At 66.4% G+C, this 11,856-nt stretch carries 11 protein-coding genes; 5 read left to right on the top strand and 6 right to left on the bottom strand.

Annotated elements, in window-relative coordinates; translation table 11 throughout:
- Together OEY_RS0108165 and OEY_RS0108160 are read right to left on the bottom strand one after the other, a co-directional pair.
- Positions 1-314 (bottom strand): FAD-dependent oxidoreductase (locus tag OEY_RS0108165; protein WP_010593394.1); only part of this gene is annotated, 314 nt, incomplete at its 3' end.
- A 4-nt stretch (positions 315-318) separates the two neighbouring features.
- On the bottom strand, positions 319-1,641 hold the full coding sequence (locus tag OEY_RS0108160; RefSeq protein WP_010593393.1) for a cytochrome P450: 1,323 nt from the start codon (positions 1,639-1,641) through the stop codon (positions 319-321).
- A 368-nt stretch (positions 1,642-2,009) separates the two neighbouring features.
- Here OEY_RS0108160 and OEY_RS0108155 point away from each other — a divergent pair, with 368 nt between their 5' ends.
- Entirely contained in the window at positions 2,010-2,330 is a 321-nt protein-coding gene (locus OEY_RS0108155; RefSeq protein WP_010593392.1) for a 2Fe-2S iron-sulfur cluster-binding protein, read from the top strand.
- A 72-nt stretch (positions 2,331-2,402) separates the two neighbouring features.
- Here OEY_RS0108155 and OEY_RS0108150 read toward each other — a convergent pair whose 3' ends face one another.
- Together OEY_RS0108150 and OEY_RS0108145 are read right to left on the bottom strand one after the other, a co-directional pair.
- Positions 2,403-3,350, bottom strand: a complete 948-nt coding sequence (locus tag OEY_RS0108150; RefSeq protein ID WP_010593391.1) for a helix-turn-helix transcriptional regulator — start codon at positions 3,348-3,350, stop codon at positions 2,403-2,405.
- Between the two features lie 28 nt (positions 3,351-3,378).
- On the bottom strand, positions 3,379-4,509 hold the full coding sequence (locus tag OEY_RS0108145) for a LuxR C-terminal-related transcriptional regulator (RefSeq protein WP_010593390.1): 1,131 nt from the start codon (positions 4,507-4,509) through the stop codon (positions 3,379-3,381).
- Between the two features lie 249 nt (positions 4,510-4,758).
- Here OEY_RS0108145 and OEY_RS0108140 point away from each other — a divergent pair, with 249 nt between their 5' ends.
- Both OEY_RS0108140 and OEY_RS0108135 read left to right on the top strand, forming a co-directional pair.
- Positions 4,759-5,538: an enoyl-CoA hydratase/isomerase family protein gene (locus OEY_RS0108140; RefSeq protein WP_010593389.1), complete on the top strand. Its 780-nt coding sequence runs from the start codon at positions 4,759-4,761 to the stop codon at positions 5,536-5,538.
- A gap of 269 nt (positions 5,539-5,807) precedes the next feature.
- Complete coding sequence (locus OEY_RS0108135; RefSeq protein ID WP_010593388.1) at positions 5,808-7,493, top strand: AMP-binding protein; 1,686 nt, start codon at positions 5,808-5,810, stop codon at positions 7,491-7,493.
- A 319-nt stretch (positions 7,494-7,812) separates the two neighbouring features.
- Here OEY_RS0108135 and OEY_RS0108130 read toward each other — a convergent pair whose 3' ends face one another.
- Together OEY_RS0108130 and OEY_RS0108125 are read right to left on the bottom strand one after the other, a co-directional pair.
- Entirely contained in the window at positions 7,813-8,229 is a 417-nt protein-coding gene (locus OEY_RS0108130) for a MaoC family dehydratase (protein ID WP_010593387.1), read from the bottom strand.
- Positions 8,226-8,678: an FAS1-like dehydratase domain-containing protein gene (locus OEY_RS0108125; protein ID WP_010593386.1), complete on the bottom strand. Its 453-nt coding sequence runs from the start codon at positions 8,676-8,678 to the stop codon at positions 8,226-8,228. The genes OEY_RS0108130 and OEY_RS0108125 overlap by 4 nt, the downstream gene beginning before the upstream one ends.
- A 65-nt stretch (positions 8,679-8,743) precedes the next feature.
- On the opposite strand from OEY_RS0108125, the gene OEY_RS0108120 reads away from it, so the two are divergent.
- On the top strand, positions 8,744-9,919 hold the full coding sequence (locus tag OEY_RS0108120) for an acyl-CoA dehydrogenase family protein (RefSeq protein ID WP_010593385.1): 1,176 nt from the start codon (positions 8,744-8,746) through the stop codon (positions 9,917-9,919).
- Positions 9,920-9,921: 2 nt separating this feature from the next.
- The coding region (locus OEY_RS0108115) for an AMP-binding protein (RefSeq protein WP_010593384.1) at positions 9,922-11,856 on the top strand (1,935 nt) is incomplete at its 3' end.

The following is an 11,856-nucleotide window of genomic DNA, read 5'->3' as shown; positions in this document are numbered from 1 at the left end:
GTCGTGTACTGGAGGATCTCGCCGGATGATGTCGTCGCGGTTCGCGCGTCCCGGTCGATGTGCACGACCGGATCGCCCAGCCGGGTCTCGATGGCGTTGTCGGCGTAGAAGGAATCCGGCTTGAGCCATTGCACGAACTCGTCGTCGGCGTACTTCTTCGACAGCGGCGGCCGGTGATACGGCAGATGTGCTTCCTCCCCGCACAGGACGATGCGGCCGTCGAACTTCTGTTGCCGCAGCATGCCGGCGAGTGTGCCGCCGGCATGCCCGGCCCCGACGATCACCACGGTGGGTGACGGGTGTGGCGTGAGCATCGTGTTACCCGGTGAACTCGATCTTGACGGGCATGTTCTTGAGTCCACCGACGAAGTTGGTCTGGATCATCTTGGTCTCGTCCACCAGCTCGAGGGACTCGATGTGGGGGAGCAGTTCCTCGAACATGATGCGCAGTTCCAGCTTCGCCAGATGCTGGCCGATGCACATGTGCGGGCCGTAGCCGAAGGCGATGTGCTTGTTGGGCCGGCGGGTGATGTCGAAGCGATCGGGGTCGGGGATGACCTCCGCGTCGCGGTTGCCCGACTGGTACAGCAGCATGAAGCGGTCGCCCTTCTTGATGTCGCGGCCGCGCAGCGTGTAGTCCTGCGTCGCCTGACGCATGAAGTGCTTCACCGGCGAGGCCCAGCGCAGCGACTCGTTCACGAGGTGCGGAGCGAGCGCCAGATCGGCCTTCACCTTGGCGAGCTGGTCCGGGTGGCGGCCGAGCTCGAGCACGCCGCCTGCGAGGGTGCTCGAGGTGGTGTCGTGGCCCGCGGTCGCGATGGCGATGAACCAGCCGTAGGCCATCTCGTTCGGGTAGTACTCACCGTCCTTGTCGCGGGCCAGGGAGATGATCGTCGCGAGGTCGTCTTTAGGGTTGGCGCGGCGATCCTGGAGCAGCCGTTCGAAGTACGCGTAGAAGTCCTGGATCGTGGCCACCCACTGCTTGGCGGCGGCGTCCGGGGTGAGCGGTTCGACATCCTCACGGACGGCGTCGGGGTCGGCCGTCCCGAAGAACTCCTGTGTCAGGGCCATCATGCGGGGCTCGTCCTCTTCCGGCACCCCGAACAGGCTCATGATGACGTGCAGCGGGTAGTTCAGGGCGAAGTCCTTGACGAAGTCGATCCGGCCGTCCGTATCGAGGAGTCGGGCGACGGACGCCTTGGCGAGGTCACGGATGGTGGCTTCCCACTTTGCGAGGTTGGTCGGCCGGAACCAGTCGATCGCGATGTCCTTGATCTCGGTGTGCTCCGGCGGATCGAGGTAGGTGAGGGTCTCCAGGATGCGGAGACTGCCGTTGTTGATGCTCTTGGTGAACTCGTCGCCGGCCTGGTTCGCCAGGATCGGGTTGACGGACCCCTTGTCCTCGCCGCCCGCGCTCGTGAAGATGTCGGGCTGGCGCTCGATTTCCATGATGTCGGCGTGCTTGCTCCCCAGCCACAGCGGGTCGTACCCCTCGACCACGGCGCGGCCGAGCGGGTTGTTCTCGCGCAGCCAACGGTAGGCGTCGAACAACGCGTCGTTGTCCCGGTGTCCTTCGGGAAGGACGATCTGACGGGCGACGGTGTCCGGGATCAGCTCCGTGACCTGCTCTGTAGTGCTCATCGATTCCCCTTCGTGGTGCAGTGAGATCTTCGTGGTGCGGTGAGATGTAGCGCCGTACGTTGCGGCGCTCACGCTGACTGGAGTGAGTTCAGCCTGTCAGCCGTTAGAGTGAGGGGCATCACACCAGCGAACGAAAGTTGTCCACCTAACGGGGGATGTGTGCCCGGTCACCCCCGCTGCCCCGTGCCGGTCCGGCCGCAACTTTCACCCTCGGGGAGGGGGGTAATCGGTCGATGTGGTGATGCGTACGCCGAGTGACCGGCGACACAATGTGGACATGGAGAACGCGCCGCACCTTCCGGGTACGGCACTCGGCCCCGCGAGGCGGCCGCGCAGATGTTCACCGGTCGAACCTGAAGGAGATCGCCATGCCCACTGTCGTGTACCAGCTTCCGGACGGCTCGACGTCGTCCGTCGACGTCCCGGCCGGCCAGAGCGTTATGGACGGATCGGTACGCAACAACCTTCCCGGCATCGTCGCCGAATGCGGCGGCAGCTGCTCGTGCGCCACCTGCCACGTGTACGTGGACGAGGACTCCGCCGCGGTGTTCGGGCAGCCGACGGCAGAGGAGCAGGATCTTCTCGAGTTTCTCGACGGCGTCCAGCCGTGCTCTCGCCTCGCCTGCCAGCTCGTGCTGACCCCCGAGGTGGACACCATCACGGTGACCGTGCCACCTTCGGACGCCTGACGACGCGGCGCAGTGGGCCTGCATCGCCGGGCCCACCACGCCTGGACGAGTCACGGTGTCGGAGACGCCGAGTCACCGCGGGGTGGACTGATACTTCGCGATCAGTTCGGCGCGGTTGGTAGCGCCCAGTTTTCGGAGGATGCGTTTCACATGCGACTTGACCGTGTCAACGGTGATGACCAGCTCGGCGGCGATCGCGGCGTTCGAAGCGCCGGTGAGGATCAGCCGAACGACGTCCGCTTCGCGCTCGGTGAGCGGATCGAGCAGGCGCCGGTCCACGTCGTCGTGTTCTGTGTGGGACGGCGCGCTGTCGGGCGTGTCGCGTGGGAGCAGCGCGTCGAAGTCGGTGTCGCTGCCCCACCGCCGGGCGCTCTCGCGGAGGAGAAGGTCCTGGCGTTCGCGTCGCGATTCGAGGCCGACCCGCTCGAAGCAGCCGCCGAGCATTTCCGCGAACACGCTCAGGGCGTGGCGTCGTGGACCGTCCAGCACTGTGTCGACGTGCACGAGCGCAGTTGCCTTCCCGTCGACGACGACCGGAGCGGTAGAGAAACCATTGTCGCCCAGGGCATCTCGGAACGACTCGGCAACCACTTCGTCTACCGTGACCGTGTTCGTCGCGAGCGCGTGCGCTTCGGGCGAACCCGGCACGAGGTCGAACCCGGGGGGCAGCGACGGCGACGTGCCGGGGTCGGTGCTGAAGGAGATCACGGGAACGATTCGATCTCCCTCGAGCCGAGACAGGAGGACCTTCCGCGCAGAGCAGAGTTCGGCGACACGCTCGCACGCGCGTCGCAGGAGTTCCGCACTCGAGGCGGCATCGTCCAGGGCATGGACGGCACGATCGATGCCTGACGCAAGTGCACCGATCTCGGCGGACCGCTTCTCCGCGAAGGCCTTTCTGTGATCGAGGAGAACGACGAGGCGCCGGCCGAGCTCGGTGGCGCGTTCGGTGGTCGCGGTGCGCATGTCGGTGAGGATGTCCGAGATGGCGCGATCGAGCTCGGCGTCCCCGGTGTTCATGTCCGGATGTGCATGCGCTTCGGGTACGTCAGGCGCCACCGGTCACCGTCTTGGCGTTGGCGTACAGCGCTGCCACCTCGGCGCGCGTCGATACCCCGAGCTTTTTGAAGATCCGCTGGACATGGCTCTTGACGGTGCCGTCGGAAATGCAGAGCCGCCGGGAGATTGCCGCGTTGGTCGCCCCGGTCGCCAGGAGGGTGAGCACTTCGCGCTCGCGAGTGGTCAGCGACTGCGCGCGCCGAACGCCCGGGTCCCGCGACCCACTGTCCAGGGCCGCTACGTCGGAGCGGGACAGTTCACGGGTACCAAGTTCCGGCATCGTGACGGGTGCCTGCTCGAGGTGCCGTATTGCCCGGGTGAGACGTTGGATCTCGGCCTCGACGTGCTCGTTGCGCGCATGGATCTGCTGCCGCAGGTCGGCGCGTTCCTTCGACGAGGCGCACATCGCGGCGAGCGCGCCGACGATGTGGACGTCGGTGTCGGACAGTCCGTCGCTCTGCCGGTCGACGTGGATCATCGCCACTGCGCGGGAGCCGACGACGACGGGAACGGCGATGTATCCCGCCGGACGCGACAGGTCTATGAGGGGGCGGTACGTGTGCCGGTAGGTGTCGGCCGCCTCCACTGCGTACGGCCGGCGACGTCGGACCAGTTCGGCTTCCCGCGGGGCTTCCCGCAGGGAGATCTCCCGACCGTCGATGGCCTCGAGAAGTGGGTGGAAATCCCCTGTCAGTTCCGGATGGACGGCGAGCGCGATGGGTGACCAGATGGAACCGCGGACGACGGAGAACATGGCCTTGGCGTATCCGAGGTTCGTGCACAGTTCCTGCGTCACGGTCCGTGCGATCTGGTCGGCTCCGGCGTCGATGGTGCGCATCGCGTGTTGGAGCGCCTCGAACTGCTCGGTGTGCACGCGCAGGCGACGCGCAATGTCGTCACGTTCGGCGGCGTCGAGTCGTATGACGAGTTCGGCGAGCCGCACCGCCTGCTCGGGGGAGTTGGCGCCCTCCCGGAGTGTGCGGGCTGCGAATGCGCGGATCACCGCGGGGTCGGGCGCGCCACCGGCCGGGCGAACCAGGTTCGACTCGCTTCCGAGTAGTTCCTGCAGTTCTGCAATTGCCTGCTCGGCAAGCTCGAACGAACTCGTCGAAATGACCACTCACTACTCCTCGCGCCACGGCGGCCACACGGACGGCGGCGACGCCGTCGCGCCTCCCTGTGGCACAACACACAGTATAGAGAGTTGCATCGCCGGGACGTCCGGTCGCCGTCTGCGGCTCCCCTTCAATGTATATGGTCAGTCCAATCCCGTCAACCCCTTGGCGGGAATCGCTGCGATCGGCTCTTGTCTCCATCTGATCGCGACGCTAGGGTCGAATGGTAAGACCAAAATGGAAGGATGGGCAGTATGGCTCACCCCGTGCGATACGACGTCGACGAGCACGTCGCCGTCCTCACTCTCGACCGCCCGGAAACCCGCAACGCTTTGTCCGACGACCTGTTGGACGAACTCCTGGCCGCGCTCGAGCGCGCGCGGGCGGACGACGATGTGCGGGTTGTCGTGCTGGCCTCGTCGCACGAGAAGGTCTTCTCGGCGGGCGGGGACCTGAAGGCGTTCGCGAGCGACACCCCGACGATCGTCAAGTATGCGGGCCTGGACCGCTTCCCGCGGTTGTACCGACTCATCGGCGGTCTCGGGAAACCGGTGATCTGCGCCGCCGGTGGCGACGTGCTTGCGGGTGCGTTCGGGCTCGCGCTCGCCTGCGACTTCGTGCTGGCCAAGGAGTCGGCTCACTTCGGGTGCCCGGAGATCAATGTCGGCGTCTTCCCGTTCATGATCTCCGCGCTCATCTACCGGAACGTCGGCCGGCTCAAGGCCAATGAGCTGATGATGTATGGAGAGAAGCTCACCGCCGCGGAAGCTCGCGAACTGGGACTGGTGAATCGCGTGTTCCCGGACGGCGACTTCGATGCGGAGGTGTGTGCGTGGGCGCGCCGACTGGCGAGAAAGTCACCGCTGTTGATGCGCCTGGGCAAGGATGCGATCAACAACACTCGTGACATGTCGCTGCCGGACGCACTTGCGACGCTGCAGTCTCAACTGGCCCTTGCATTCACTACCGAGGATCTCGTCGAAGGTGTCACGGCTTTTCGTGAGAAGCGTTCGCCTGTGTGGAAAATGCGATGAAGGCTCCAGGGTCGTCTCCTGCGGTGCCGCCGTCGACAGGAACCGCGCTTATTGCCGGCCCGGCGACGGCCTCGAGGGATGCGGACGGCATGCGACATCGGTTGAACAGTGTGCCGTCGATGGTGAACATCTCTAGGCCCCTTTGCTTGCCGATCGACCGACGGGTGCGATGAGCGCTCGCGAATGTCACCGAAGGTGGTTGCCACTTCGGTCTAACCATTCTAATCTTTACGTGAACGTGTGGCAGAGCAAGAAGGACGGAATCCTCCATGACGCGCGAACGAAACCTCGGCCGATACACCCCTCAGCAGGTAGAGGAGTTCTATGCCAGTGGCCAATGGGCCGACGAGAACCTCACCGAGCTTCTGCGGGCACGTGCCGAGAGCAGTCCCGACAAGATCTTCGTCACCGACGGCACGCAGGAGCTGACTTTCTCGCAGCTCTACGACAAGTCGCAGCGGCTGGCGCTCGGCCTCCACCGAACAGGGCTCCGGGCCGGCGACCGTGTCGCCGTTCAACTGCCCAACTGGGGGGAGTTCGTCGTCGTCGCAGCTGCGCTCGCTCGGCTCGGCGTGGTGACGGTGCCGATCATGCCGATCTACCGGGCGGATGAGGTGTCACACGTTGTCGCCGACGCCTCGATCCGGATGGCGATCGCGCCGGCACAGTTCAAGGGCTTCGACTATGTGTCGATGTTCGACGGTATCCGGCGGTCGTCGCAGACGCTGGAGACGATCATCGCGGTGCGCGCTTCGGACGGGAGCCGTCAGACACTTGCCGAGCGGGACATCGAGGTTCTCGAGAGCCTCGTCGTGGACGCGGACCTGGACGTCATCGACACGGAGCTCGACTTCCGTGCCCACCCCGACGATCCGTTCGTCATCGTGTACACGTCCGGAACCACGTCGCGTCCCAAGGGCTGCCTCCACACCTTCAACACCTACGCTTCGGGCGCACGTGCGCTGAAGACGGCCTTCGGGCACACCGAGGCGGATGTCCAATTCGGGCCGTCCCCGATCACGCACACCACAGGGCTCGTCACCAGTGTGCTCATCCCTCTGCTCAGCGGCGCGGCGACCCACATCATGGCGGAGTGGGACCCCGAGCGCGGGTTGGCCGAGATCAAGAAGTTCGGATGTACGGCCGCGGTCACGGCCACCACCTTCCTGCAGACGTTGTTGGCTGCGGCCGAAGAGGATCCGGACGCCGATCTCTCCTCCCTCCGGGTCTGGGTGTGCGCCGGCTCCCCGATCCCGGCGGCCGTGGTGGAGAAGGCGAAGTCCGACCTGCCCACCACCGCCATCCTGTCGCTGTACGGGAGGAGTGAGAACCTCACCACGACGACCTGCACCGTCGAGGACGACCCGAGCCGGGCGGTCACGTCCGACGGCGCCGCGCTGCCGGGGGCAGAGGTCAAGGTTGTGGGCGAGAACGGCCTCGAGGTGGCACGGGGGAGTGAGGGCGACATCGCCTATCGCGGGCCCTCGCATATGATCGAGTATCTGAACCGGCCCGAGGACACTGCGGAACTCTTTACTCCCGAAGGATTCTCGAGGTCCGGAGATCTCGGAGTCATGGATGCCGATGGGTTCGTCCGGGTTACCGGCAGAACCAAAGACATCGTGATCCGCGGCGGCATGAACATCAGTGTGCGTGAGGTCGAGGACAAGTTGGCAGAGCACCCCGATATCCTCGCTCTCGCCGTAGTGGGGATGCCCGACGAGCGGCTCGGGGAGAAGGTGTGCTGCTACGTGGTGCCCAAGGAGGAGCAGAATGCTCCCACCCTGGACCATCTCCGCAACTATCTGCTGGAGCGGGGAGTTGCGATTCAGAAGGCCCCTGAACGCGTCGAGGTGGTCGCCGAATTGCCCATGACCGCCACCGGGAAGATTCAGAAACCCCTCCTCCGCAAGCGCATCGCGGCAGAGTTGGCTGCCGGTGCCCAACGCCCATGAAGGTTGAAAGGCAGGTGAACTCCTGGTAGCTCGTCGAGTGGCTTACGCCACGACCGACCAGGAGTTCACCTGCGCTCATCGCGCCATGCCCGTCCTGCCCCGACGCTGACACGGTGCCCGGACACGGGGGTGCGATGTACCCGTCGTCGCCGACCGACCCCCGGTGGCGGCAACTGCCGGTGGAATTCTCCGCTGGCGACGACGGTGTACGCGATCGTCGCCGGCTGCGTGCGGGCCGCGTCGCGGCTGCGGATCCACGACGTCGTGTGCGGGATCCGGGTCGCCGAATACGCGGCCTTGGAATCCGGTCAGCGAGCTGTCAGGCCTCGGCGACGACGACCGTCGCCGACCCGGTGACCACCGGCCCCTTCGCTCCGGAGACGACGAGATCGAGCTCGGCCCGCGCCTCCCCATCGGTCTCGGTGATCGCCGTGATCGTCCCACCGACGGTCAGGGTGTCGCCCAGGAAGACCGGCGCGACGAAGCGGACGCCGAAAGCCCGGACGTGCTCGACGCCGAAGATGTCGGAGAGCCAGCCGGCCAGGATCCCGGCCTGCATCTGGCCCATCGCGATGACGCCCGGAAAACCCGACGTCGCGACGAACTCCGGATCGTGGTGCAGGGGGTTGAAGTCGCCTCCGGCGCCGGCGAATCGCACGATGTCCGTCTGGGTGATCGGGCCGACGACACGCGTGTCGACGACCGCACCGATGCGGGCCTTCGTAGGTGCTCTCATCGTTGTTCTCCTCGTTCGATCAGCATTTCCTCCAGTCGCACCACCGGATCACCGTCGGCGTCGACGTATTCGGTCTCCAGCGTTACGACGCGCATCGATCCGCCGCGCTTGCCCTCGCGCCGCGCGTCGTCGACGACGCGCCGCGTGCCGACGACGTGGTCGCCTGCAATCAGGGGTCGAAGGTATGTCCACTTCACCGAGCCGACCACCACTCGTTCGAGCGCCAGGCCGAGCGTTTCGACAAACCTGCGCTGGTCGCGCTGGTGTCCGGCGACGACCGTGTGGGTCAAAGTCGCGGGGACATCGGCGAATCCGGCGGCGTGCGCGGCGGCCCGGTCCGTGTGGGCAGGATCGGTGGTGAACGTCGCACGGGCGAACTCACGAATCTTGCCGCGCTCGACGTCGTACTCGACTCGGTCCACCTCGCCGCAGTGGAGTGGTTCTGGCATCACGGTCCTCCTCTTTTGGACTGACCTATAGTATCATTTGGCCTAAATATGTGAGGAGGGGTTCTATGGAGCTCGCTGATTCCCCGGACGAAGCCCGGTTCCGCGCAGAAGTCCGAGAATGGGCCGAGAACGCAGTCACGACGTTGCCCTGGCCCGAACCGGTGGATCTGGTCGACAAGGTCCCGTTCTGGCGACAATGGCAGCGGTTGCTCTTCGACGCCGGCTACGGAGGAATGTCGTGGCCGAAGGAGTACGGCGGGCAGGCTGCCGACCCCATTCGCAAAGCCATCTTCACCGAGGAGATGGATCGCGTGGGCGCGCCGGAGCGACTGAACACGATCGGTGAGGACTTCGCCGGTCCCACCATCATCGACTTCGGCACACCGGCCCAGAAGGAACGGTTCCTCCGCCCGATCCTCACCGGAGACGAGATCTGGTGCCAGTTGTTCTCCGAACCGGAGGCCGGGTCCGACCTCGCGTCACTGCGCACCAAGGCCACGAAGGTCGACGGCGGATGGAAGATCAACGGGCAGAAGATCTGGACCAGCCGCGCTCACATCGCGGCTCATGCCATCCTGCTCGCGCGCACGGGCGGGGGGCCACGTCACAAGGGCATCACCTTCTTCCTCGTCCCCATGGACAGCGAGGGAATCACGGTTCGCCCGCTCGCTCATATGCTCGGTGAGGCCGAATTCAACGAGGTCTTTCTCGACGACGTGTTCATCCCCGACGATCTCGTCGTCGGCGACGTCGACGGCGGGTGGAAGGTGGCCATGGGCACGCTCGCCTACGAGCGAGTGGCGATCGCCACCGGCCGGGTCAACACCAAACGGGCCGTCGACGACATCGTCGGCGACATCGCAGAGATGACCGACGAGTCCGGCCGCCCGCTCGGTTCGGATCCGGTGATCCGGCAGAAGGTCGCGGACCTCTACGGCCGCGCGCTCGTGCACTATCTCATCGGCCAGCGCGTGATCACCTTGGCGGCGAACGACGGCCCACCCGGTCCGGTGACGTCGATCGGCAAGCTGTTCTTCTGCCCGCTCGTCGAAGAACTGGCGGATTTCCGTCTGTCCCTCGAGCCCGCCGGCGGCCAGTTCGCGCTCGACGACGAGCAGCAGCGAACGTCGCGCTGGCTCCGGCTGGCGTATCAGGCGCGCGGCACCGCCATCGCCGGTGGTTCCACCTTCATCCAGCGCAACATCGTCGCCGAGCGCATGCTCGAGATGCCGAGGAGCTGACAATGTCCGACTACACGTGGGTCCCCACTGCCGACTACGTCGACAACGCCAACGTCACGCGGCTCGCCCGCGCGCACGGCCTCGGCGGCCTGGACGAGTTGCGTGCCCGTTCCGTCGCCGACGTGCGGTGGTACTGGGATGCGGTGGTCCGTGATCTCGAGCTGCCGTTCCACGTGCCGTATCGCGAAGTTCTCGACACCTCGCGCGGCATCGAGCATCCCGACTGGTTCGTCGGCGGACGGACGAACGTCGTCGATGCGTGCCTGCGGCGCTGGGCCGCGGATCCGGTGGCCGCCGATCGGCTCGCCGTCGTGCACGAGGCGGAGGACGGCACTGTCCGCACGCTGACATATCGCGAGCTGGAGGCGGAGGTGGAGCGTGCGGCCGCGGGACTGCGGGAGCTGGGAGTGGGCCGGGGCGACGCTGTCGCCTTGTTCCTGCCGATGATTCCGGAGGCCGTCGTGTCGGTGTACGCGGTCGCCCGGCTCGGTGCGGTTCTCGTGCCGCTGTTCTCGGGGTTTGCGCCCAGCGCGATCGCGTCCCGCATTCAGGATGCGGATGCGAAAGTGGTGGTCGTTGCGGACGGCACCGTACGCCGGGGCAAGTCGGTCGCGATGAAGCCGGCCCTCGACGAGGCCCTGAGGACCTGCCCCACGGTGAAGTCGGTGGTCGTGGTCGACAACCTCGGTGCCGGAGCAGGATCGGGTGAGCACGAGATGTCCTGGACCGGACTGCGCGCGAGCCGTGATGCGGGTCCGATCGAGGCGATGGACGCCTCCGAGCCGTTCGCGCTGGCCTACACGTCCGGCACGACCGGCAAGCCCAAGGGCGCCGTTCACACCCACGCCGGGTTCCTGGTGAAGACGGCGAGCGAAGTGGCGTACTCGTTCGATCTGAAGCCGGGCGGAGTGTTCTGCTGGATCACCGACATGGGCTGGATCATGGGTCCGTTGTCGATCGTCGGCACGCATGCCAACGGGGGGACGCTGCTGCTGTACGAGGGCTCACCGGACGTACCGGACCGGGACCGGCTGTGGCAGCTGACCGAACGGCATCGAGTGACGATGCTCGGAGTCTCGCCGACGCTCATCCGGACGCTGCGCGGGCAGGGAAGCGATGTCGCCGCACGGTACGACCTGTCCTCGGTGCACACGATCGGCTCGACCGGGGAGCCGTGGGACCCGGACTCGTACGAGTGGCTCGCACGCGAGGTGTTCGGTGGCCGCGTCCCGATCATCAACTTCTCCGGCGGTACCGAGGTCGGCGGATCGTTCCTCGCACCGTATCCGGTGCAGCCGATCCGCAGCTGCTCGCTGGGCGGTCCGTCGCTGGGCATGGACGTCGACGTCGTCGACGATGCTGGCCGTCCGCTGCGCGGTGAACAGGGCGAGCTGGTGTGCCGGCAGCCGTGGCCGTCGATGACCCGCGGGGTCTGGAAGGACGAGGAGCGGTACCTCGAGGCGTACTGGTCGACGTTCCCCGGTATGTGGCGGCACGGAGACTATGCGCTTGTCGACAGCGACGGGCAGTGGTACATCCGGGGCCGGTCCGACGACGTCATGAACGTGGCCGGCAAGCGCCTGGCTCCGGCGGAAGTCGAGGCGGTCCTGACCGCGCACCCGGCCGTGTCGGAGGCCGCGGCGGTCGGTGTCCCGGACCCGAAGAAGGGGGAAACGGTCTGGGCGTTCTGGGTGCCCCGCCCGGAGGCGGACGGGACGGACATCTCGGGGGAGCTGGCCGCCAGTGTGGCCGCAGAGCTGGGTAAGCCGTTTGCGCCCAGCGTGGTTCATCGGGTGTCGCGTCTGCCGAAGACGCGGTCGGCGAAGATCTTGCGCCGCGCGGTGCGAGCGGCGGCGTTGGGCACCGATCCCGGTGACTTGTCCGGTGCCGAGAATCCGGAGGCGGTGGAGGAGATCCGCGCCGTGGTGACCGGCGCC

The sequence above is a fragment of the Rhodococcus sp. P14 genome (genome assembly GCF_000256505.1).
GTDB classification, from domain to species: domain Bacteria; phylum Actinomycetota; class Actinomycetes; order Mycobacteriales; family Mycobacteriaceae; genus Rhodococcus; species Rhodococcus ruber.
Note: the sequence above shows the minus strand (reverse complement) of the source record. Positions and strands in the feature narration are given on the sequence as shown.